This is a genomic window from Bacillus sp. PS237 (assembly GCF_037963345.1).
GTDB lineage: Bacteria > Bacillota > Bacilli > Bacillales > Bacillaceae > Bacillus > Bacillus subtilis.
Genome location: NZ_CP150156.1, coordinates 2,584,873 through 2,604,781 on the forward strand (window position 1 = coordinate 2,584,873; position 19,909 = coordinate 2,604,781).

General features: G+C 37.5%; 29 protein-coding genes and 6 pseudogenes. 7 read left to right on the plus strand and 28 right to left on the minus strand.

All coding sequences use genetic code 11. The annotated features are described in order from the left end of the window. Positions 1-37: 37 nt before the first annotated feature. The 6 genes from NST22_RS13370 to NST22_RS13395 all read right to left on the minus strand — a co-directional run bounded on the left by NST22_RS13370 (position 38) and on the right by NST22_RS13395 (position 1,659). Positions 38-232: a hypothetical protein gene (locus tag NST22_RS13370; RefSeq protein WP_003229905.1), complete on the minus strand. Its 195-nt coding sequence runs from the start codon at positions 230-232 to the stop codon at positions 38-40. Continuing rightward, a complete protein-coding gene (locus NST22_RS13375; protein WP_119123069.1) occupies positions 192-365 on the minus strand; it encodes a hypothetical protein in 174 nt (57 codons plus the stop codon). Before NST22_RS13375 ends, NST22_RS13370 begins: the two co-directional genes overlap by 41 nt. Next, complete coding sequence (locus tag NST22_RS13380; protein WP_003245994.1) at positions 362-619, minus strand: YqaH family protein; 258 nt, start codon at positions 617-619, stop codon at positions 362-364. The genes NST22_RS13375 and NST22_RS13380 overlap by 4 nt, the downstream gene beginning before the upstream one ends. Next, complete coding sequence (locus NST22_RS13385) at positions 616-1,185, minus strand: helix-turn-helix transcriptional regulator (protein WP_004398626.1); 570 nt, start codon at positions 1,183-1,185, stop codon at positions 616-618. The genes NST22_RS13380 and NST22_RS13385 overlap by 4 nt, the downstream gene beginning before the upstream one ends. Positions 1,186-1,258: 73 nt before the next feature. Beyond that, on the minus strand, positions 1,259-1,399 hold the full coding sequence (locus tag NST22_RS13390) for a hypothetical protein (RefSeq protein ID WP_003229902.1): 141 nt from the start codon (positions 1,397-1,399) through the stop codon (positions 1,259-1,261). A gap of 29 nt (positions 1,400-1,428) precedes the next feature. Continuing rightward, a complete protein-coding gene (locus NST22_RS13395) occupies positions 1,429-1,659 on the minus strand; it encodes a helix-turn-helix transcriptional regulator (protein ID WP_004398958.1) in 231 nt (76 codons plus the stop codon). 176 nt (positions 1,660-1,835) lie between these two features. Between NST22_RS13395 and sknR the strand changes: the two genes are divergently transcribed. Continuing rightward, positions 1,836-2,186, plus strand: coding sequence for a transcriptional regulator SknR (gene sknR / locus NST22_RS13400; protein ID WP_004398704.1), 351 nt, complete (start codon positions 1,836-1,838; stop codon positions 2,184-2,186). 266 nt (positions 2,187-2,452) lie between these two features. On the opposite strand, the gene NST22_RS13405 is transcribed toward sknR, so the two are convergent. Both NST22_RS13405 and NST22_RS13410 read right to left on the minus strand, forming a co-directional pair. Continuing rightward, a complete protein-coding gene (locus NST22_RS13405) occupies positions 2,453-2,620 on the minus strand; it encodes a hypothetical protein (RefSeq protein ID WP_003229900.1) in 168 nt (55 codons plus the stop codon). Positions 2,621-2,975: 355 nt separating this feature from the next. Next, on the minus strand, positions 2,976-3,512 hold the full coding sequence (locus NST22_RS13410) for an AAA family ATPase (RefSeq protein WP_004399117.1): 537 nt from the start codon (positions 3,510-3,512) through the stop codon (positions 2,976-2,978). A gap of 268 nt (positions 3,513-3,780) precedes the next feature. On the opposite strand from NST22_RS13410, the gene NST22_RS13415 reads away from it, so the two are divergent. The 3 genes and pseudogenes from NST22_RS13415 (at position 3,781) to NST22_RS13425 (ending at position 4,813) form a co-directional block, all read left to right on the plus strand. Next, complete coding sequence (locus tag NST22_RS13415; RefSeq protein WP_004399097.1) at positions 3,781-4,299, plus strand: ImmA/IrrE family metallo-endopeptidase; 519 nt, start codon at positions 3,781-3,783, stop codon at positions 4,297-4,299. Positions 4,300-4,304: 5 nt separating this feature from the next. Continuing rightward, positions 4,305-4,697: pseudogene (locus NST22_RS13420) on the plus strand (sigma-70 family RNA polymerase sigma factor); the annotation flags it as partial. Beyond that, positions 4,697-4,813 (plus strand): hypothetical protein, encoded by a 117-nt coding sequence (locus NST22_RS13425; protein ID WP_003229898.1) that lies wholly within the window; start codon positions 4,697-4,699, stop codon positions 4,811-4,813. The pseudogene NST22_RS13420 and the gene NST22_RS13425, both read left to right, overlap by 1 nt. Here the strand turns inward: NST22_RS13425 and NST22_RS13430 are convergent. The 5 genes and pseudogenes from NST22_RS13430 to yrkP all read right to left on the minus strand — a co-directional run. After that, positions 4,779-4,979: pseudogene (locus NST22_RS13430) on the minus strand (recombinase family protein); the annotation flags it as partial. The gene NST22_RS13425 and the pseudogene NST22_RS13430 overlap by 35 nt on opposite strands. Continuing rightward, entirely contained in the window at positions 4,922-5,086 is a 165-nt protein-coding gene (locus tag NST22_RS13435) for a hypothetical protein (RefSeq protein ID WP_010886576.1), read from the minus strand. The pseudogene NST22_RS13430 and the gene NST22_RS13435, both read right to left, overlap by 58 nt. Before the next feature lie 544 nt (positions 5,087-5,630). Next, a complete protein-coding gene (gene psiE / locus NST22_RS13440; protein ID WP_003246154.1) occupies positions 5,631-6,047 on the minus strand; it encodes a phosphate-starvation-inducible protein PsiE in 417 nt (138 codons plus the stop codon). A gap of 45 nt (positions 6,048-6,092) precedes the next feature. Next, positions 6,093-7,391 carry a two-component system sensor histidine kinase YrkQ gene (yrkQ, locus tag NST22_RS13445; RefSeq protein WP_003246194.1) on the minus strand — a complete coding sequence of 433 codons (1,299 nt, stop codon included), beginning with the start codon at positions 7,389-7,391 and terminating at the stop codon, positions 6,093-6,095. Next, complete coding sequence (yrkP, locus tag NST22_RS13450) at positions 7,378-8,073, minus strand: two-component response regulator YrkP (protein ID WP_003229895.1); 696 nt, start codon at positions 8,071-8,073, stop codon at positions 7,378-7,380. Before yrkP ends, yrkQ begins: the two co-directional genes overlap by 14 nt. Before the next feature lie 267 nt (positions 8,074-8,340). On the opposite strand from yrkP, the gene NST22_RS13455 reads away from it, so the two are divergent. The 3 genes from NST22_RS13455 to NST22_RS13465 all read left to right on the plus strand — a co-directional run bounded on the left by NST22_RS13455 (position 8,341) and on the right by NST22_RS13465 (position 10,627). After that, the gene (locus tag NST22_RS13455; protein WP_003229894.1) at positions 8,341-9,558 is read left to right on the plus strand and encodes a DUF418 domain-containing protein; all 1,218 of its coding nucleotides are present in this window, start codon (positions 8,341-8,343) and stop codon (positions 9,556-9,558) included. Then, the gene (locus tag NST22_RS13460) at positions 9,477-9,725 is read left to right on the plus strand and encodes a hypothetical protein (RefSeq protein ID WP_119123070.1); all 249 of its coding nucleotides are present in this window, start codon (positions 9,477-9,479) and stop codon (positions 9,723-9,725) included. Before NST22_RS13455 ends, NST22_RS13460 begins: the two co-directional genes overlap by 82 nt. Positions 9,726-10,069: 344 nt before the next feature. Beyond that, positions 10,070-10,627, plus strand: a complete 558-nt coding sequence (locus NST22_RS13465; protein WP_003229892.1) for a GNAT family N-acetyltransferase — start codon at positions 10,070-10,072, stop codon at positions 10,625-10,627. 490 nt (positions 10,628-11,117) lie between these two features. Here NST22_RS13465 and NST22_RS13470 read toward each other — a convergent pair whose 3' ends face one another. From NST22_RS13470 to bltR, 15 genes and pseudogenes are all read right to left on the minus strand, one after another. Next, the gene (locus tag NST22_RS13470; protein WP_003246192.1) at positions 11,118-11,642 is read right to left on the minus strand and encodes an NAD(P)H-dependent oxidoreductase; all 525 of its coding nucleotides are present in this window, start codon (positions 11,640-11,642) and stop codon (positions 11,118-11,120) included. Between the two features lie 243 nt (positions 11,643-11,885). Further along, positions 11,886-12,362: an HXXEE domain-containing protein gene (locus NST22_RS13475; RefSeq protein WP_004398792.1), complete on the minus strand. Its 477-nt coding sequence runs from the start codon at positions 12,360-12,362 to the stop codon at positions 11,886-11,888. A gap of 582 nt (positions 12,363-12,944) precedes the next feature. Continuing rightward, entirely contained in the window at positions 12,945-13,730 is a 786-nt protein-coding gene (locus NST22_RS13480) for a sulfite exporter TauE/SafE family protein (RefSeq protein ID WP_003229890.1), read from the minus strand. Positions 13,731-13,790: 60 nt separating this feature from the next. Further along, positions 13,791-14,018: a sulfurtransferase TusA family protein gene (locus NST22_RS13485; protein ID WP_003229888.1), complete on the minus strand. Its 228-nt coding sequence runs from the start codon at positions 14,016-14,018 to the stop codon at positions 13,791-13,793. 33 nt (positions 14,019-14,051) lie between these two features. Continuing rightward, positions 14,052-15,186 (minus strand): annotated as a pseudogene (locus NST22_RS13490) (MBL fold metallo-hydrolase). 29 nt (positions 15,187-15,215) lie between these two features. Further along, positions 15,216-15,500, minus strand: a pseudogene (locus tag NST22_RS13495) (DsrE/DsrF/DrsH-like family protein). A 20-nt stretch (positions 15,501-15,520) separates the two neighbouring features. Next, positions 15,521-16,078, minus strand: a complete 558-nt coding sequence (locus NST22_RS13500; RefSeq protein ID WP_004399169.1) for a sulfurtransferase TusA family protein — start codon at positions 16,076-16,078, stop codon at positions 15,521-15,523. A gap of 65 nt (positions 16,079-16,143) precedes the next feature. Further along, positions 16,144-16,240: pseudogene (locus NST22_RS13505) on the minus strand (rhodanese-like domain-containing protein); the annotation flags it as partial. Positions 16,241-16,263: 23 nt separating this feature from the next. Further along, positions 16,264-16,746, minus strand: a complete 483-nt coding sequence (locus NST22_RS13510) for a DsrE/DsrF/DrsH-like family protein (protein WP_003229885.1) — start codon at positions 16,744-16,746, stop codon at positions 16,264-16,266. A 146-nt stretch (positions 16,747-16,892) separates the two neighbouring features. Continuing rightward, entirely contained in the window at positions 16,893-17,153 is a 261-nt protein-coding gene (locus NST22_RS13515; protein ID WP_003237170.1) for a metal-sensitive transcriptional regulator, read from the minus strand. A gap of 21 nt (positions 17,154-17,174) precedes the next feature. Then, positions 17,175-17,492, minus strand: coding sequence for a hypothetical protein (locus tag NST22_RS13520; RefSeq protein WP_015649913.1), 318 nt, complete (start codon positions 17,490-17,492; stop codon positions 17,175-17,177). A 384-nt stretch (positions 17,493-17,876) separates the two neighbouring features. After that, positions 17,877-18,437 (minus strand): cupin domain-containing protein, encoded by a 561-nt coding sequence (locus NST22_RS13525; protein ID WP_004398494.1) that lies wholly within the window; start codon positions 18,435-18,437, stop codon positions 17,877-17,879. A 225-nt stretch (positions 18,438-18,662) separates the two neighbouring features. Continuing rightward, positions 18,663-18,809 carry a hypothetical protein gene (locus tag NST22_RS13530; RefSeq protein ID WP_009967843.1) on the minus strand — a complete coding sequence of 49 codons (147 nt, stop codon included), beginning with the start codon at positions 18,807-18,809 and terminating at the stop codon, positions 18,663-18,665. Further along, positions 18,784-18,915, minus strand: a pseudogene (locus NST22_RS13535) (hypothetical protein); the annotation flags it as partial. The pseudogene NST22_RS13535 and the gene NST22_RS13530, both read right to left, overlap by 26 nt. Before the next feature lie 63 nt (positions 18,916-18,978). Beyond that, positions 18,979-19,800 carry a multidrug efflux transcriptional regulator BltR gene (gene bltR, locus NST22_RS13540; protein ID WP_003229881.1) on the minus strand — a complete coding sequence of 274 codons (822 nt, stop codon included), beginning with the start codon at positions 19,798-19,800 and terminating at the stop codon, positions 18,979-18,981. Positions 19,801-19,909: the final 109 nt, after the last annotated feature.

Here is a 19,909-nt window from a genome sequence, read left to right on the forward strand (position 1 = left end):
AGCCTTTAAAGAAGTCCACTTTGCCGAGTGGGCTTTTTTATTGCGCGTTTTTAAATTCAAAACCAAGTTGCTCCCTTAGATACCTTTCCAAGTTCTCTCTGAGAATGATTTCGCCGCCATCAATTACATAATCATCAACTGGTGTTACTTCATCACCGTAAAAATCTATTTGTACATCCGTTTCAGTCAGCTTATCGTGCCAGTTGTTTATGACCATTGGATTTTCGACCATTCTTATTCTCCTCTCTGAATTTGTCTGCACGTCTATCCCATAACAGATGGAATTCACTATTGTTACGAATCATCACACACCATTTACGAACTTCCAGAGCAGTTGCCGGTTTATGAACAAAATGAACCATCATCCTATACACCTGCTCACTACAGTTAAGTTGATACCTTGCTGTTGCATTTTCAATGCCGTTTCATAAAGGCGTCCTTTGTTTGCAAGCCGGCTAATATCCTCAGTAAGAACCTTGATGCTTCCAGCAAGACTAATCGCTTCTTCATAATCACCATCACGTAATGCCTCTGACAGCATGATTGATAGCTCTTCTGCTGATTCGATTTTTCTTTTTGCGATAGGAACATCTGCCTTCAAGAAATGATTAGTATTCATACTGAAACCGCCTGCCTTCCTTCTTGTTTTGCCATAGCAACTTGATCAACTAGAGCTTTCCGCGTCCATCTATCTGCAAGTTCCTGCATTTTCAACCCGTGAGTACGAACAAGTGAATAAATCAATGTTTTGTTAGCCGCAATCAAATCAAAAATCTGCTTAATATCGGCCATCGGCAGCTCCTCTGTTTTACCTGGTCGGTTATCCGTGAGCCAACGGGCTAAATGTTTGGTTGCTTGCAGTGCTTCCTCCAATTGGTGAACCATATTAATCACCGCATTACTTGCACATTCATTGAGTGCCGGATCAATAGGAGCAGCGGCTGTAGGATGAAGTTTGAATAAGTAATGTACAAGATCAATATGTTCATAGGCAGCGCACTTCTCAAACCATTTAATACATAACTCTGGAGTAAGCTTGGCAAGTCCATTTTCAACATCTGAAACATACCTTTGATCCTTACCTCCGATTAACTTGCCGATTTGGTATTGTGAAAGACCTGCAGCCTTACGGGCACTACGCATAATCTGCGGTAAATTACGCATATTGTATGGGTTGTTCTCCATATGTTTGCCTCCTGTTATATTAGGTTTTTAGTTTTAAAATTGAAGTTGAAAGACCATGCTGTTTATAAATGACTTAGGCTGATTCCTTTTTATTTTTTTGCGCAAGCTTCTCTTGGTGTTCATTCATACGCTGAACAAGTATGCCACTGAGGTATTTGTAGGCTTTGGCCTCTGCCTGTTCAAACAGTGGTCCTTTTTTCAAGATGACTTTCATAATTAAAAGGCCTCCTTTGTGAATTCTAATCATGCTGAATCCTTAGAATTATGTTTCGTTTCGTTACATACATCCTCAAAAAAAATAGTCCAGTCAAAGCCTAATTTCTCTCCTATTTTTTTTGAGACAATAACACTAGGCTTCCTAGTACCATTTTCTATCATGGTGTAGTATGCTCTACCAATCTGTGCAGCTTTGGCAACTTCTTCTTGAGTAAACCCTTTTTCTAAGCGGTTTTTCTTAAGCCATTTTCTCATCATTTTTCACCCCCTTAATCAGAAAATGTAACGTTTCGTTACTTAGATAATAGTATCGATTCGTTACATTGTCAACACATTTTCATAAAAAAAGTATCGTTTTGTTACCAAAACTTATATGTAACCCTTTGTTACGTTACAATGAGATATAGAATAAAAACAAAAGTCAGGTGATTAATATGTTCTCCGAGAACTTGAAAAAGTGCAGAAAACAAAAGAAACTAACCCAACAAAATATGGCTGATAAACTTGGAATTACTCGGCCTGCCTACACCGCCTATGAACTAGGTAGTCGTGAGCCTGACTATAAAACCTTAATTAATATTTCAAACATACTTGATGTTTCTTTGGATTATCTTCTTAAAGGAGAAAGCAATGAAAAAGTATTTCAGGATGAAGCAAAAAAAGTGTTAAACGATCCTGAAACATTCCTTGCAGCAAAAGACGGTGAGGTAACAGATGAGATCTTACAGGCTGCTTTGGAGATTATAACGGAGCAATTAAAAGAAAGACGGAAATCAGATAAATAAACGCAGTTAGTTTATTATTATTTATTTCTGTTTATTATGTTTAATTCTGTTTACTAATAAGATTTAGATTCTCATTTATATTTCATTCATACCCTCATTTAAAAAGTGATTTTGAATCCTTTACAAACCCTTACGTGACAAGGGTTTTTGTTGTTTTTCTCATTTATATTTTCATTTATGTTTCTTTTATATTCTCATGTAAAAAAATTGAGCGTTTATTGTGAGGGAAATTGCAGAGTATCGAAATGGGAAAAGAGGGCTTCTTGTTAAAAACCTTGCAAAGTGTATGTGAAAAAAATAAACAATACAATTATCGTAACAACAATAATTGTTTCTTTAATAAAATTTTTATTATCTTCATTCTTTTGTTTCTTTTTTTTAATCTCTTCTCTGTATTTTCTTTGAACCTCTTTCTTCTTATCATTATTTTTCATGATTAAACTCCTTTGAAGTCCATTTATTCCCTTGCCCCTATCATTTGCAATTGTAATAATTCACTAATGATTACACCAACAAAAAAGGATCGGCAAGTGCTTTTCACTCAATGGTAACCAACATAAGCACTAGCTGGACAGGTTTTAGGATGTATCTAATCGTTGAGGTTCCATTTCCTGCAACTGATCCAAAAACTTCCTTATGAAGAACAATCTCTTCTCTGTTGTGGGGATGCTACCAAAAATAGTAGGCAAATTGATAGCGGTATTAAAAAAACAGCTCATTAAATGCCATACTGGAACTGTCTTTGATTTTTGGATTTATTTTCTGATGCAGCTATTGCTATCCGTTAGTTTAATTAGAACTCAGATAATCCAAGACACGGTCAACTCTTTCATTGACTGAGCAGTCGTCTTCAATCTTTAACACTGGACAAGATAAATCTGCCATCCAATGTTCATGCAAAGCTCTACTTCTAACTTCCATTCCAGCATTATCATATAAAGAAGCCCACTCTAAAAATGTTTTTGATTGTTCATATTTACTGCCACCGGCTAACACTTCGTTTCCATAACGCTGAAATTCCCTGTGCCTTAGTCTCTCAAGCCGTATATCTTGTGGAATCCATAAGAAGACGACAAGGTCAAAATAACTTTTTAGATTATCGCCCCAGCCACACACTGCACCAGAAAGAATCCATTTTTCATTGATTGTTAAGTCTTTTTCAAGCAACTTTCTTCTTTCAGGAATTTCTCTTTTTTTAGTGAATTTGTCTAACCAATAGTAATTATCAGTATCAAGATGCGTATGAGGCAAACGCTTTGATAATGCAGCACCCAATGTTGAAGTTCCGACACCAGAGGCTCCCAATATGTGAATATTTTTTTTCATACTTCCCCTCCTTATTAAGCAACCAAACTCCCTGTTTGTTGCATAACGTACTTACTATTATTTTGACATAAATCCCTAAAAGACCTTTACTTTTCGAGGGAAATCCAGATGCGTGTTAAAATCATAATACTTACGAAAACAGTCATGATTAAACGGATTCATATTCCATCTCCTTAGACGCATTTTCCTATGAAAAAAGTCTTGATTTCCATATAATATTTAAACGAATCCAATTTTTAGATTGTCGTCTTTAAGGAGGTTTTTCATCTTGAGGTATACAAACAGTCATTTAGAGGATTGGATTGAAAACTTATACAAGAAGATTGATATTACAGAACCAGAACAAATTAATTTTGAACGGATTGCCGAGGCTTTAGATATCAGGCTTTCGTTTAAACCTGTTACAAGCTTCGCACTTAAACACAGCGGAATTTATAATATATGCTTGGACAGCCGTAAAAGCCGAACTGAACAATGGTATGATTTTGCTCATGAATTTTGCCATATATATAGACATGAAGGCGATAAAAAAACAATGCCTGCAACTTGGACTGATTATTTGGATTGGCAGTCCAATTATTTTACATATCACTTTTGCATTCCAACTTGCATGTTGCGTAATATCAACCTTCCGTACATACAATCACATGCAATTGAAAATGTAGCTTGGTTATTTAAGGTATCCCCTTCATTCGCTAAGAAACGTTTAAGCATTTATTACAGGAAACTGACTCAACATTTATTTAGTCAAACTGTTACGGGAAATTTATGCCCCCCCTTTTTGTAATGAATAATGAAATCCTCATGCATTTGCGCGCATTGAAAAAAACAAAAAAAGACGTCTCCCTTCACGATCCGATCGGGCAGGATAAGGAAGGGAATGAAATAAGCCTGATTGACGTTTTGAAATCAGAAAACGAAGACGTGATAGATACGATCCAGCTCAATATGGAGCTTGAAAAAGTGAAACAATACATTGACATTTTAGATGACCGTGAGAAGGAAGTGATTGTCGGGCGGTTTGGACTTGATTTGAAGAAGGAAAAAACGCAGCGAGAGATTGCCAAAGAACTCGGTATCTCACGCAGCTATGTATCGCGGATTGAAAAGCGGGCGCTGATGAAGATGTTTCATGAGTTTTATCGGGCAGAGAAGGAAAAGCGGAAGAAGGCGAAGGGGAAATAATGCAGAAGAAGCCGGATCTCATACTCCGGCTTTCTCTATTTGAAAGAGTTATGAAAATCATTTTTTTCATCGCTGATAAGCTCTCCGAGAAAGACAGGCAGGATCGTAACAAATAACTTGACTTATAATCCTCCCGCAGGCATTCAAAGCCGGACGTTCTAAAAGCTCTCCTGAGAAAATCCTTAGATCGGTATACTTCAGTACATCTTTAGTCCCTGCTTTCTTTATACAGGCCTCGATCTGGCTGTCGATGCTCGATCCCTTGATCGCTTGTTCCACGATATATTGCTATCACCCTGGATCTCCTGCCTATAAAGTTTTATTAAATAATGATAGCAATCGTTCATGCATTTGTCAGTTTGCAGTCCCTCGATGATTATTACCTTCATAAAATACATCACCCCTTGGGTAATGCTGCGTAATACCTGTTTGTCCTAATGAGGTGATTTTCAATGAGTATGAAAACAAATAAAAAAACCGATGGTTTGTACCATCGATCTGTTTTCTATATCACTAGGCCCTCAATATAGTAAATCTAGCTCATTGGTTATGAAAGCTTATTTTCATTACACACTATATATTCATTTGTTATCATTTCTATACGTTTATATCAATTATGGTAAAAAATGGTTACAAAAACCCAATAAACGTCCAACCTAACTTTTTCATCTTATTTATTAAGAATTTTAACCTCTTCCTTGTGAAATAAAGAAGCGATTTTCATCTCCAAACAGTTAATGCTATTTCATCGGGACATGTCTGTTAAAGTAGCCAATAAATACATTCGGATATCCACTTACAACCACGATTCAATTTGATCCACTACAGATTTCTGAGCTGACATTAAACAGATAGAGTTATAAAAATCTGTACCAGTTCCCTTTCACAATTAGGACATTTCGGCGGCGTTTCGGCATAATGCGAACTAATTTATTAATGTTCAACAACAGAATTTCGTCTATTGGCAATAAAGAATCCACAAATCATTGCAAGAATGGCCATCGCCCACCAGAACGTTGAGATCGCCTGATCATGATCGATGATAATCAAACGAATGACAGCTGTGATGCCAATATAAATGAAGTAGCGAAGCGGAAAATGAAAGTCTGATTTGAAGTATTTGATAATCAAAGCAATGAACTCAAAGTACATGAAGAATATAAGCAGTTCTCCAAGCATCTCATAATAGCTGTCCACTTTGTTGAACAGTGACTTGTATACGAATAGCACAATGTACCAAGTCTCGCTGATCAGAAGTGCGCTTAAGGCTAACGCCAGAAAGAACAGACAGACGTTGAGAAGCGCTTGTAACAGGTAAGGCACCTTTTTGAATTTGTTAGAAAATCTCATCATGTTGTCTCCTATTTCAATATATTCGTGGTTTTTATTCTCAGCCTACATCTTGGTGTTCCAAAATCGTAGCACAATGTAGTACTTAGAATTCTTTTGTATACTGTGAAACTGTCCCTGCATGCGGGACATCATTCGCGCAATGCTTCTTTCACCGAGTCCGTTGCTTTCCGGTGTTATATCTGCAAGTTTAATCGTATTGCTAACATGGATCTCAAATATCTCTTGATCCGATACAAACGTGATACTGATTTTTTCTTCCGGATCTGCGTATTTCAATAAGTTTGACATCACATTATCAAATACACGACCAAGCTCCTCCAAATTCACGTTAATATAGGTTTCCGGCAGCTCGCCTGAAATATGGACCCGAAAATGCTCCTGATGAAGGATAGCAATCTGATCTGATATTAGATCGTAGATCACTTCTTTCACTGCAACGGTCTCCAGATCGGCCTCATATTCCTTGTTCAGCAGGAAATACGCAAACAGATTGTCAGACAAGCTTTTTAATTGCAGTGCTTTACCATAAGCATTGGCTACATACCGATCTTTGCTGGCACCCGCTTCGCCTCCCTCTTTTTTGGCAAACTCCAGATTCATGATCAGCGACGTCAGCGGTGTGCGCATATCGTGCGACATTTCGGTAACCAGGCTGCGGCTCTCAGCTTGCAATTCCTCGATAGCTTTAAGTTTATCCAGGAAAGCTTTCCGCAGATCCTCAATGCTCTTTGCAATCATCGCTAATTCATCATGCCCTTTTATCGTCATCTCGTAGTCCAGTTCGCCCCCTTCAAGAATATGAATCTCTTGATGAATCGTTTTAAGGTAGCGAAGACTTTGGCGAATTCCGAAGAGAACAATGATTAAAAAGATGAGGGTTGCCCCGAGCAAATCCAATGCAAAGGCCAGATCATAATATCGGGAAGAGTAGAAACCGTCGATAATGACTCGTCCTTCACCATCGCTAAACTTGACAGGATGTGAATGATTTTGAGCGTACTGAGTCAGCTTTTCCTTTCCATAATCCGATTCGGAATAAATAGAATCATATTGCAGCTCCTGATCCTTGAATATGGTGAGGTTAATGTAATTTTCTTTTTTGACCCACTCGCCAAACGCTTTTCTATCTGATGTAGACAACTCATTTTCTGAAACGTACTTGCTGAATTTTTGAATGTATCTTGCTGACTCCTCGTGATAATACTCTTCCGAACTCAGATATCCCTCGATCAGATCATCTGTGATCTTTTGCAACGTCAGAAAGATCACACCACTCACAATCGCAGCAACCATTATCAGCAAAGCCAGTTTTTTGGTTAGCGTAAATTTAAGATGCGCCAAATCGATATCCTCTTCCCCATTCAGTTTTTATATAAACCGGACGTGCCGGATCATCCTCAATTTTGGAGCGCAGCTTCCGTATATGCACCATCACCGTATTGTTGGAACAGTAAAAGTAAGGCTGTCCCCACACACTCTCATATATATTTTGGGCAGAAAATATTTTGTTGCGTTTGTTCATCAGAAGTTTCAGGATACGATACTCCAGATCTGACAACTTGATTTGCTTCTCCTCTTTCCACACCTCATTAAATTCTTCGCTCACTCTTAGTTTGCCCCCGATAAGAAATGTTTCTTCCTGTTCCTTCTTTTCCTGATAGATAGTATATCTGCGTAATTGAGCAATCACTCTAGCGTGAAGTTCCTCTTCCGAGAATGGTTTAGTCATATAATCATCGCCGCCGGCGAGTAATCCCTCAGTTTTATCGAGTGTACTCGATCTGGCCGTCAGAAACAGAATCGGGACGTTAGAGGATTTCCTGATGTGCTGACATGTTTCAATTCCCGAAATGCCTGGCATCATAATATCCAAAATAACCAAATCAAGCGAGTCATTCACAAGTTGCAATGCTCGCTTTCCATCCTTGGCTCTTAGCACCTCGTAACCTGCACGTGTAAGGGATTCCTCCAAAAGATCACCAATATCCTCATCATCCTCTACGACTAATATTCGATAGGCCATGTCTCTCTCACCTCATGATTCTTGTTGTTATTTCTCGTGTGTCCTTACTATATATCGTTCATAGTAATAAGTACGTTATAAGATACTACGTAAATCTTAACAATTTATGAAAGCTGATGCTCGCCACAAATTTGTCACATTTTCTAAAAAAAAAGATGACTCTTCATAAATTGTTAAGATTCGGTCTTTATATTTATCCATTGTAAGGCTCAAGTTTTTCAGATCCGCACTACACATTGCCGTGATAAATGGGAAAGGAGTATTGATATGATTGTACAAAAAGAAGGACGCGGGCAACCGGTGAGTCTGCGGGAACGGGTTCATTTTCTGGACATCGTACGAGGATTTGCCTTGCTTGGCATTATTATTGTCAATTATTTTCTGATCGTAGATTCAGTAAAGGGATTCGAAATGGCCTCCGATGACGTACTGCATAAGCTGGTTTCCTGGTTTGCCGAAGGGAAATTCGTTACGTTATTCTCCTTCCTGTTCGGAGTCGGGTTTATGATCTTTATGGATCGAGCCGCGCAGAAGGTAGAGAGTCCCAACAAGCTGTTTGCCCGCAGGTTATCTATCCTGTTGGGATTTGGCATTTTGCACATCACATTTGTTTGGGTCGGTGACATATTGGCCTTTTACGCCGTAAGTGGCTTCCTGTTACTCGCCTTCTATAAACGCACGGCCAAAACGGTGCTTAGATGGATTATCGCACTTATCGTGTTTCAATTCCTGACTCCTGTTTTCACAATGTTGTACAATGTCATCAATACTGCAGGGTCAAAAAACCCGAATTTTTCAGAGTTTACTTTGTTTAGCCACAGCAGCCTTACCTACATGGAATCCATCAGCACTCGGTGGACAGATATGGTCACGATGGCTGCCGGCTCTTTCTCTATGATCTATTCCATGTTTCTCATGTTTCTGCTGGGCGTGTACTTTGTTAAGATGGAATTTTTCAAAGACATGGAAGCGAAAAAGCCTATATGGAAGCGTATCTGGATCATTAGCACAATCGCTTTTCTAATAACACAAAGCAGTATATTACTAGACATGTTTAATCTTTCTGAGAATATGCTGTGGAAGGACATTTCCTCTGTCTTGGGTCAAAATGGCGGCTTAACCGGAAGTATGTTTTATATGAGCACTTTTGCAATGCTGTTTCTATACCTTCCTCAGCTGCGAGGCCCTATGATGATATTCACCAAAGTCGGACGGATGTCATTGACCTGTTATCTGCTTCACTCTATCATTGGAACAGTTCTGTTCCTCAGGTACGGATTCGGGCTTGCGGATCATATTCAATCCGCCGGCACGTTCATGTTCAGTCTGGCCGTGTACTTCGTTCTTATGAGCTTTAGTACATTGTGGTTGAAACGGTTTAGGTACGGTCCGATGGAATTAGTATGGCGCAAGCTGACGTACGGCAAAGTAAACGGGAGTCCCAAAGCAACTCCGCTGCATTCGGAAAAATCTATTCAGAAATAACCCCCTTGCACAGATTGCATGACTTCAAATTAGTGTTGTTGAATGAAGCGGGCATTAAACGGACAGATTTGATATATGGACTAGTTATTTTTATATCATTTAGGCTTCTTTGGGCTAATAAATCCACCAGAGTTTACTCAATGTGCATTGCTCATGATCGAATCTAAATTGAATCTTTTACGCATGTTCATAGTCAAAGGCGCCTCATTCGACTATTTTTGTAACTTTTCGCAGGAAAAATTCGAGAATGATGACAAATCCCGCATACGACACTTAATACGGTAGTGAACAATAGTAAATTAGGGTTACATGCAGCTTGTTTTCCAATGAAACAAAGAAAAAGAATCATACAAAAAGACAGGAGAAAGCTTTTGAAGTATTTTAACGCCAAATTTACCGCGGAAGAAAGAGCGATGGAATCACTTTTTTGTGAAAAGGCCTCGCAGAGCAGCTCGAATGTTTTACTGAACGACTGAACTCTATATTTTAGCAACTGAGGGAGTGAACAATCATGAAAACTAAAAATGAACCAAAAGTTATTCTGGAACTAGCAAAGGAATCTGATCTGCCAGAATTCCAAAAAAAATTACAAGAAGCCTTTGCGATCGCCGTGATTGAAACGTTCGGTGATTGCGAAGATGGGCCGATTCCATCGGACAATGATGTTCAGGAGTCTTTCAATGCTCCCGGAGCAGTGGTATATCATATTCTTCAGGATGGTAAGAATGTCGGTGGTGCAGTAGTACGTATCAACAGCCAAACAAATCATAATTCGCTAGATTTATTCTATGTATCTCCAGAATATCACAGCCAAGGGATTGGTCTTTCTGCTTGGAAAGCCATTGAAGCACAGTATCCGGATACTGTGCTTTGGGAAACCGTGACACCTTATTTCGAAAAGCGAAATATCAACTTCTATGTGAATAAGTGTGGATTTCATATCGTAGAGTTCTACAATGAACATCACTCTAATCCGCATATGCATCGCAATGGACGTGAAGATGACAAGCCCCTACTGAATGATGATGACTTTTTCAGATTTGTAAAGATTATGAAAAAAAAGGACTAAACAATTGAACACGGCGAGATGCCGCAGAGAGTTGCTGGTAACTTTTTTATATTTCATTATCAGAGGAAGGTAATAATGATGTTTAAAAGGTGTTTTGATCCCTGTCTCATAAACAGGGGTCAAAACACCTTTGAATCATCGGTTTCTTTTCTGACATATACCACGCCCACTAGTCCCTCAACATAGTAAAAACATATCATGAGTTACAAAAGCTTTTATTCAAAGCATATGTTTATTTTATTTATACTTATTTTCATCATTTTTCAGAATTCTGGACACAAATCGGGTACCTATTAGAGGCCAAGGAACTCTACATTTCATTAAGAAATACGTACTCATTGCCCTGCTTTAATTAATTTTAAGCCCTCGCACTATGCCCCCCCCTGAATTAAGTATTTGATGTAACTTTGAAATTAAGTTTATGAAAATCTGTCACAAACCCTTATTTCATAACACATCATTTGTTTCAGCTTCCCTCGCGAATACCGGATTAATGCTCGGCTTTAAGATAGTCAACCAATCTCTCCGCACTGTTCTTAACATCTTCTTTTGAAAGATGAAGTGTCCCATATTGTGTAAACGCAGGAAGAAAACGCATTCCTATATAGTTAGCAGTGACTTGAAACGGTCTGATAAGCTCGCTGATCGTGATATTATATTCTCCGCCTGCTTGATAATCAGATTCCTGTGCGCCTAAGGAGATAGCTAAGAGTAGTTCTTTTCCATGCAATTTAGTTCCTCCAGTTCCATAAGCCCAGCCATGTGTTAACACATCATCTTCCCATTGTTTGAGTAACGCGGGACTGCTGTACCAATACATTGGGAACTGAAAAACGATACGCTCATGATCTAACAGGAGCTGCTGCTCTTTTTCTACATCAATGATAAAATTAGGGTATTCACCGTACAGGTCATGAACCGTAATGTCTTTCTCTTGCTTTAAACGATTCATCCAGGTTTTGTTGACAACAGACGTTTCCAAATTAGGATGTATAACGATAACTAATGTTTTCATTAGACTGATTATCCTTTCTTTGCCAATTAGTTATTATTTTTTACGATAATGAATTGATTCTAATTTTAAAATAGCAACTTTATTTACACCTATTTTATCCTTTTTCATGAATTCAGGGCAACTAATTGGGCACCAAAATCAATGATGACTTAAGACATTGTTTTGTAGAAATCCGATATACAGAATAATCCATTATTTAGAAAATTTCTACCTTTTCCCTCAATCCTTACCAATTTAAACTCATTAAGGAGATACTTTATCACCAACTTTAAATAATAATGGAATAAGTGCTAATAAAATAATTCCTACAACCAACGTAGATATTATTAACTCCTTCCATACAATCAAATTCTTTAAAAACATTTGATAAATAACTAATGAGTTTACTGGAATGTTAAGCAATAAGCCCGTAAGAAGTCCAGGTGCATACTTTTTCATTACAACAGTTGCGATAAGATGTGGAAAAATAGCGTTGATAACCATAGAACCTAGAAAGCCAATGAAAATCCATTTTGCAATATCTGATTCTGGCATATATAAAAAACCAAATGCAGATAAATAAGCCAACATAGTTATAACAATGACAGCAAAATGAAATTCATTTGAAGTTACTGGCTTTTGAAACTTTGAAGATTGTTGTGACCACTCAGGTAACCAAATAGCTTCCTCAATATTATGAAGTGTAATAGCAAAACAAAAAAATGCTACGAAATAAACCACCTATCATTTCCTCCTCGGTGCCACAACCAATATGGTTTGGCAACATTATATTACATTTGAGGCTGATTGGATATGGTGTTAAAAGAGAGAAGAATCTGCCTTAGTAGTTGCTTCTTAATTATATGTGCAATAACGTGTTGTTACGTGGCATGTCATATTCAAATATAATAACTCTAAAGCAAACAAAGATACCTATATAGTTTGGCATCCTCTTTTTTAGTTCGAGTCCCTCTATTTATTTTGGGCACAAAATAGACATAATTTATATTGACTCATTATACCCATCACATACCATACCCCTTAAACCAATCAGGATTAAAATGTTTTAAAAAAGGTGATCAAAGATTAAGTTATGGTCTCTTTTATTTTATGTATGCTGTCTTAATGCAAAACAACACTGGACACCACTAAGTCAAATGCATTTCATGGTACTATAGTCAAGACTTGTCCAAGTCACCATTATCAAAATGAATTTCATCAAACACTTGAAACATTTATTGAACGCGGCCAAGTGTCATAACATTAATAAGAAACCAACGAGTGATGAATCTTTTAATCTTTCATTTTACCCGCTGGCTCATATCAAAGGAGCTCTAACCAAATTTTAATAGCTGTCGCACCTATTAATTGCGCTAAAACCCATTGCAGGAATTTTGTATTTACTTTTTGCCCAACTGATGCGCCAATAGGAGAAGCTATTAAACTAGTAATCATAAGAACCAGAGCTGGTACAAAAAGAACCTGGCCCGTGATTACTTTTCCAACTGTTGCGCCAATGGATGAAAGAAATGTAATCGCAAGAGATGAAGCGACTGTGACTCTAACAGGAATATTTAAAATCGATAACATAATGGGGACTAGGATAAAGGCGCCGCCAGCTCCTAAAATACCTGATACGCCACCAATGATAAACGCTAAGGAAGAAGCCAACCATTTATTAAATATCACTTCCTTATCTTCGCTATGTTCTTGTCCTTTCTGTCCTTTTTTAGGTATAAACATTAAAATAACTGCTATAATAGCCAGAATTCCGTATATAAAGTTAATTCCTTTTTCAGATATATAATGAGAAAAGTAACTCCCCAATACACTCCCTAAAAGGATGCTGCTTCCCATGTAAATAATTAATGTTTTATTTATAAGACCACTCTTACGATAAGCCCAAACACCGCCGAGTGTCGCAAAAAAAACTTGAATAGCCCCTATCCCTGAAACTTCATGGGCAGTTAATGACATCACTCCCACTAAAGAAGGAATGTACAATAGCATTGGATAATTAATAACTGCTCCGCCAATACCAATCATTCCGGAAATAAAGGCACCAATAAACCCTATAATGAAAAGAGTTGTGATAAAGGCAATATCCATTTTATTTGCCTCCTTTCATAGGAAAAGGGTATCTTTCTATTCGATACCCTTTCACATTCATTAGCCTTTTTGAATCCAAAATTTCAATATATCGCCCTCGTCCGTTTGCTCTAAAAGGTCATGTCCGCCTGATTTAGACCAGGCTGTAAGATCATTTTTGGCTCCCTTATCTGTTGCATGCACTTCTAATATTTGACCTGATTCCAGTTCATTCATCGCTTTTTTTGTTCTGACAATTGGCATTGGGCATGCCAAGCCTTTTGCGTCTAATACTTTATCTGATTTCATGTTCTTCTCTCCTCTTTTTAGCAGAAACTTGTGTTACCGTATTGCACAGCGGTTTGGGCCAATCTCCATTTCACGCTGTTTTTCTTCATCTGGGCTGATTTTCCCCATGTTTGTTTCTCGAATCTCTTGGTATGCATTTGGTTGCGGAGGCAAATGATCTGTTACTAGGTGTCTAAATTCTGTTTCATCCGCAATGTTCAAACCATGGTTCTCGCTAAATAATGTACTTAGTTGTTTACCAACACTTCCATTCTCATTTAGCTCGTCAATGATCATAAAGTGTGCCGGTAATACAATTAAATCCTTTGATAACGCTTTGTAACGGCTATAAAGCGTTTTTCTTAAATCTCCTACCCAATCTTCTGCCATACCGGCTAAGTCTGGTCTGCCGATTGAATCAATAAACAAGATATCACCTGAAAGAAGATACTGGTCATCGACAATGAAAGAAGTGGAGCCAATCGTGTGCCCCGGAGAATAAATCGGTTGAATTTTAATCGTTGTATTTCCAATAATAATGTCATTTCCTTCTTCCAACGGCTGATAATCGAATTCCACTTCTTCAGCATCTTTAGGCGGTAACCAGTAGGTTGCTTTTGTTTTTTCAGCAATGACTCTGCCGCCTGAAATATGGTCCGCGTGAAGATGTGTATCAAATACGTGAGTAATCGTTGCACCCTTCCCCTTCGCAAAATCTATAAAGAAATTCACCATACGTGTCGCATCAATAATTGCTGCTTCACCATTGGAAATGACCATGTATGACAAGCAGCCTTTACCGATTCGAACAAACTGATACATCTCACCGCCATCTTTTAAATCCCCGACTTTTACCGGCTCTAAATGTTCGCTCCATGCTTTCATTCCACCCTTAAGGTAGGATACAGAATGACCTGCTTCAGAAAGCATTTCGGATACCATGACGGATGAACCTTCTTTTGCGCAAACGACCAGCACTTCTTTATCAGAAGGAATTTTCTCCAAGATATCTTCTACGCCATCTAAAAGATCAAAATAAGGAACATTCAAATGGTCAAAGTCATGCCCTTCTATCTTCCAATCACTAAAATCATTTTCATTACGCACATCCAAAATAAATAAAGGTTCTTTGTTAAAGATTTTTTTTGTCACTTCTTTTGGGGTCATTGCCTTTACGGTCATGTTTCAATACCTCCTATATCAAATCTTTTAGCGGGACTAAAACGTTAAGGATACATCAGCATCTTTCGTAAAACCAAAAAAGGTAACAGCCCCGCCTACTTCGATTCCTTCCATAAAATCATCTTTTGTTAAACCCATAACGTCCATCGTTATTTGACAACCAAATCATGCAACTCCCATTTCAATCAGTTAAGAATAGAAGGCACATTTGCGTTCCTACAACCTTCTGCGACATGCTCTTTTCCTTGTCGCAATATTACAGACTTTATAAGCATCAAACAGACCGCTATTTGCCGCAATAATCGCTACTCTTGTACTCATCTGTTCATCATGCTTTTTATTTATTCGGTTTTACCTGTCCAATCCCGCATACCCGGGACAACATTAATAACCTTTTTAAAACCTTGTTTTTTCATGGTGCGGGCCGCCATTTCACTCCTTCTTCCCGAATGGCAGATAATATAAATTTCATCATTTTCGTTTAATTCGTTAGCGCGCTTTTCCACTTCACCAAGAGGGATATGCACAACTCCTGGGATATGAGCTTTTTCATATTCCTCTATCTCTCGAACATCTAAAATGTTAAGAGACTCGTCACTATCTACTTTCTGTTTGAAAGCTTCTAATGAAATCTCAGGAATTGAAGATGCATTTTCTGATGAATGCTCTCCTCCTTTTCGAAGAAAATGACGAAGTATTTCTCCCTCTGCTTCAGTACCCAGATATTCATGGCCTGTACTTTTTGCCCATGCTTCCAGATCTGCTGTAGAACCTTTATCTGTCGCATGAATTTCCAATACTTCACCAGCTTTTAAATCCTTCATTCTCTTCTTCGTTTTTACGATAGGCATTGGACACGCCAAACCTTTAGCGTCTAGTACAATAGTTGCTTTCATCATTTTTTCCTCCTTTTCTTATATAGGGGTGGGGGTATACAAATATACAAAAAGTTTCTCACTGTAAGTTAACACCATGTATTCATACCCCCTTTTATATTTGTGATGTTTTTAAATCCTTGTTTCTTCAATATTTTTACTTGCCTTTAAACTTCTCATTCCGCTTAGCAATGAGTAAATGAGTAACATTAGATAAATAAGTTGACACTGCCTTCCTCAGCATCTGCCAAATAAGCTGCTACACCAGCATAGTCAATATCATCTAATAGTTCTTTTTCCTGTAAACCAAGAAGATCCATTGTCATCGTACAAGCTACGAGCTTTACCCCCTGTTCTTGAGCCATCTCAATCAACTGAGGTAAAGTAAGTACATTATGCTTTTTCATCACATTTTTAATCATTTTAGGGCCCATACCTGCAAAGTTCATTTTAGATAAACCCATCTTATCAGCACCACGAGGCATCATCTTTCCAAACATTTTTTCAAGAAATCCTTTTTTCACTGGAATCAGCTCTTCTTTACGTAAAGCGTTAAATCCCCAAAAAGTATGGAAGATCGTCACTTCATGATCGTAGGCAGCTGCACCATTTGCAATAATATAGGCTGCCATTGCTTTATCATAATCCCCGCTAAATAAAACAATTGTTGTGCGTTTTGTTTGTTCTGTCATGTTTATTCTCCTAACTAATTACCCCTGCGGGTATATTAAAGTCAAAAAATTTTTTCGAAAGATCTGCTTTTATTCAACTCTTTAAATACCATAGGGGGTATAATATAACGCATATAAAAATTCGTCAACCTTAGGTTGATGAATTTTTATCGGCTCTTTACCAATAAGTCGACTGCTTCTTTTACTAAATTTTGTGTGTCTTCGCCTTTTTCTAAACTTTCACGAACACAATGTTCAAGGTTTGTGCTCACAATTAAACCCATCGCTCGATCGATCGCATTACGGGAAGCTGCTAATTGGGTCACAACCTCTCTACAATCTTTTCCTTGTTCCATCATAGTCAATACACCTTTAATTTGTCCTTCAATCCGTCGTAAGCGGTTTTTAATCTTTTGATCATACTCCATATATCAATGAAATCCTTTCTTTCATTTATTTTTACATTTACATGTTGCCAGTTCATAACTGTTTACATGGATACCTTTGCGCTTTAGAAAACGCACTCCTAAATTTAATTCCACCCGGTCACGAGCTATTATGTGTATTTTATCACGTGGAATCTCTAAATAAAAACGTTTTAGATACGCATATGGGATGTTTAAAATAATATTATCCGAAAAATTGGCTACATCGTTATAATGACGAATATCTAATATTGTGATGTCCATAGCCTCTAATTTATCTTTATGGATACAAGAGATTCCGGTTATAGGATAATAACGTCTATACGTTGCAATGATAATCACAAAAATAAGCAGGAATGCAATAACTAAATAATTGATACTATTTACACCACCTTATTAACTCTTTGTTTATTCACAAAACAATAATATACCCCCATAGGTATATAGTCAAGTGTGAAAGTTACTTTCTTTGAGCTGATAGATTCATTTCGATATCCGCGGATTGAAAAAATACTTACATTCGATAATGCCAATTCTGCTAAAAGGAACTCGAATAAAGCAATAAGCCGATTTAATTTTAAATCGGCTTTATTTATCAATTACTTAAAATTAGCACAAGACACGCTGCTTGGATATTAAATGGGGTTTCATTAGCATGGTACTGGTTCCCCATGTTTCATGCTGGATGTGACTTTAATTATTCTAGAATTCTCCAGAATATCTGTGCTAATCTTCCGCAGCCACTGCATCTGCTTTGGTTTCATGAACTGTACCAAATGGATGGTTAGGAGGAGCATAAATGGAGTAAAGTTTTAATGGCGTATTTCCTGTATTAATTACGTTGTGCCAAGTGCCGGCAGGGACAACAATGGCAGAATCATCATAGACATTTCTTTGAAAGTTCAAATGATCTTTGCTCTTTCCCATTTTGACGATCCCACGCCCCTGCTCAATCCGTAAGAACTGGTCAACGTTAGGATGGATTTCCAAACCAATGTCTTCTCCAATACCAAGACTCATCAAAGTAACTTGAAAATGCTTTCCTGTCCATAAAGCAGTACGGAACGTATTGTTTTGTTTTGTGGCTCTATTGATATTTACAACAAATGGTTTTGGTCCATAATCCTTCAAAAGAAGGTTTCTATCTTCATATGAAGAGCGCAAATCGGCACCTCTGTGTACTTTCTCCATCTCATTTGGAATAGTCCAATAAACAGATCTTCCATCATTATACATCGGCACAGTCACATAATAATAACATTGAGGCGAAAAAGGGTTATAGTACATTTTTTGATCCCCGCAATTATAAATTTTTGTGATAGTATCCTATGCATTTATTAAGGGAGTGTGCTAAATCAAGAAAACTCATATTAAACACAAAAATGAATGTTCGATCACCGTTTGATTCATGGATGAATAATTTATCACCGACCTTGTAATCGTTTTCTAGATGTTGAATTTCACTAGCCTTTGTTAACAAGACATCGAATGACACCTTTATATGATGGATTATCAAAGGTCGACGATCCTAAATGGCTTTTGAACATTTACATAGCACAACAACAGAGTATACGGAATTCTGTTGTTTGTCCCCCCTATCCCAGCTCTTTTAGATTTATCTCTTTGGATGCGCCTTGATGGCCAGTTTTTCAGCAGCATAGAATTTATCCCCTCCTGAATCGTTATAGCATATTTCAACGCCGATAGACTTGCGGTTCCCAGTGCCGTTTGTACCGTCTCCTGTATGTGGGCTCGCTTTTAGTAAACCAGTTTATATTCTTTTTGGGCACACAACAGAAACAATTTTCCATATGAAAATCTCGTAATTTTACACCTCTTTAACTTGAAGGAGGATTTTTGCATATGTATTTTCATACCCGTCAACTACCATCTCATCCAGCATATATTCCTCATATGCATTTTCCCCTATTTGCATTCCATTTCTTTCAATGAACTCAATGATTCTCCGGTACGCCTCTTCAGTATTTCCGCCTATTTCATATCCAACTGCATACAGGCCTTTTGGCCGTACATGATAATTTATGTTCTCTGCCCCATCTTTTACTTTTATATAAAAGTAACTGTAATTGTAGAAGTCTTTTTCTAAGATTTGTTCCCGTGCAAAGATTCCGCCTATCGGATATCCTTCATCTAATTCATATTGCTGAACTTCATGAATGAGTTCTGAAATGGCTGCCACATATTTTCGTTCTGGTAAGTTTAATGTTTTTCGGCTTAACATGAATGTTTCTTCATTTAAATATTCAAAAGAAATTGAGGAAAAATCAGTCTCAAGTGCTTGTTCTGTAAGCGTCACTTTTGTTTGTAAGATCGTTTGCAACTGCTTAAGCTCATTTATTTTTTTATCAATCTCAATAGACTTTTCTTTTAGAACATGCAGGATCTTGTCTGGTGTTTTTCCTTTTATTAGACACTTTATTTCTTTTAATGGAACCCCAAGCTCTTTAAATAGACTGATGACTTGAAAAGTCTCAAATTGATGATAGGAATAATATCTATACCCATTTTCTTTTTTTATTTCCGGCGAGAAAAGACCAATCTCATCATAATGAAATAAAGTTTGTTTTTTTACACGGCAGAGCTTCGAAAACTCCCCTGTTGTGAAATACTTCTTAACATCTTCGCTCATAAAAACCTCCTTGACTATACGGTAACCATATACCTTATGATTTGATTGTACTTGAAAAAAGCTTCAAGCGAAAAGGATAGGTAAAAAGGGTTCAATTGAGTAAAAGGGG

Excerpts from the sequence above, each read along its gene's own strand:
- NST22_RS13370 (WP_003229905.1), bottom strand. The coding sequence starts at position 232 with ATGGTCGAAAATCCAATGGTCATAAACAACTGGCACGATAAGCTGACT.
- NST22_RS13375 (WP_119123069.1), bottom strand. The coding sequence starts at position 365 with ATGATGGTTCATTTTGTTCATAAACCGGCAACTGCTCTGGAAGTTCGT.
- NST22_RS13380 (WP_003245994.1), bottom strand. The coding sequence starts at position 619 with ATGAATACTAATCATTTCTTGAAGGCAGATGTTCCTATCGCAAAAAGA.
- NST22_RS13385 (WP_004398626.1), bottom strand. The coding sequence starts at position 1,185 with ATGGAGAACAACCCATACAATATGCGTAATTTACCGCAGATTATGCGT.
- NST22_RS13390 (WP_003229902.1), bottom strand. The coding sequence starts at position 1,399 with ATGAAAGTCATCTTGAAAAAAGGACCACTGTTTGAACAGGCAGAGGCC.
- NST22_RS13395 (WP_004398958.1), bottom strand. The coding sequence starts at position 1,659 with ATGATGAGAAAATGGCTTAAGAAAAACCGCTTAGAAAAAGGGTTTACT.
- sknR (WP_004398704.1), top strand. The coding sequence starts at position 1,836 with ATGTTCTCCGAGAACTTGAAAAAGTGCAGAAAACAAAAGAAACTAACC.
- NST22_RS13405 (WP_003229900.1), bottom strand. The coding sequence starts at position 2,620 with ATGAAAAATAATGATAAGAAGAAAGAGGTTCAAAGAAAATACAGAGAA.
- NST22_RS13410 (WP_004399117.1), bottom strand. The coding sequence starts at position 3,512 with ATGAAAAAAAATATTCACATATTGGGAGCCTCTGGTGTCGGAACTTCA.
- NST22_RS13425 (WP_003229898.1), top strand. The coding sequence starts at position 4,697 with ATGCAGAAGAAGCCGGATCTCATACTCCGGCTTTCTCTATTTGAAAGA.
- NST22_RS13435 (WP_010886576.1), bottom strand. The coding sequence starts at position 5,086 with ATGAAGGTAATAATCATCGAGGGACTGCAAACTGACAAATGCATGAAC.
- psiE (WP_003246154.1), bottom strand. The coding sequence starts at position 6,047 with ATGAGATTTTCTAACAAATTCAAAAAGGTGCCTTACCTGTTACAAGCG.
- yrkP (WP_003229895.1), bottom strand. The coding sequence starts at position 8,073 with ATGGCCTATCGAATATTAGTCGTAGAGGATGATGAGGATATTGGTGAT.
- NST22_RS13455 (WP_003229894.1), top strand. The coding sequence starts at position 8,341 with ATGATTGTACAAAAAGAAGGACGCGGGCAACCGGTGAGTCTGCGGGAA.
- NST22_RS13460 (WP_119123070.1), top strand. The coding sequence starts at position 9,477 with ATGGCGCAAGCTGACGTACGGCAAAGTAAACGGGAGTCCCAAAGCAAC.
- NST22_RS13465 (WP_003229892.1), top strand. The coding sequence starts at position 10,070 with ATGAAAACTAAAAATGAACCAAAAGTTATTCTGGAACTAGCAAAGGAA.
- NST22_RS13470 (WP_003246192.1), bottom strand. The coding sequence starts at position 11,642 with ATGAAAACATTAGTTATCGTTATACATCCTAATTTGGAAACGTCTGTT.
- NST22_RS13480 (WP_003229890.1), bottom strand. The coding sequence starts at position 13,730 with ATGGATATTGCCTTTATCACAACTCTTTTCATTATAGGGTTTATTGGT.
- NST22_RS13485 (WP_003229888.1), bottom strand. The coding sequence starts at position 14,018 with ATGAAATCAGATAAAGTATTAGACGCAAAAGGCTTGGCATGCCCAATG.
- NST22_RS13500 (WP_004399169.1), bottom strand. The coding sequence starts at position 16,078 with ATGATGAAAGCAACTATTGTACTAGACGCTAAAGGTTTGGCGTGTCCA.
- NST22_RS13510 (WP_003229885.1), bottom strand. The coding sequence starts at position 16,746 with ATGACAGAACAAACAAAACGCACAACAATTGTTTTATTTAGCGGGGAT.
- NST22_RS13515 (WP_003237170.1), bottom strand. The coding sequence starts at position 17,153 with ATGGAGTATGATCAAAAGATTAAAAACCGCTTACGACGGATTGAAGGA.
- NST22_RS13525 (WP_004398494.1), bottom strand. The coding sequence starts at position 18,437 with ATGTACTATAACCCTTTTTCGCCTCAATGTTATTATTATGTGACTGTG.
- NST22_RS13530 (WP_009967843.1), bottom strand. The coding sequence starts at position 18,809 with ATGCTGCTGAAAAACTGGCCATCAAGGCGCATCCAAAGAGATAAATCT.
- bltR (WP_003229881.1), bottom strand. The coding sequence starts at position 19,800 with ATGAGCGAAGATGTTAAGAAGTATTTCACAACAGGGGAGTTTTCGAAG.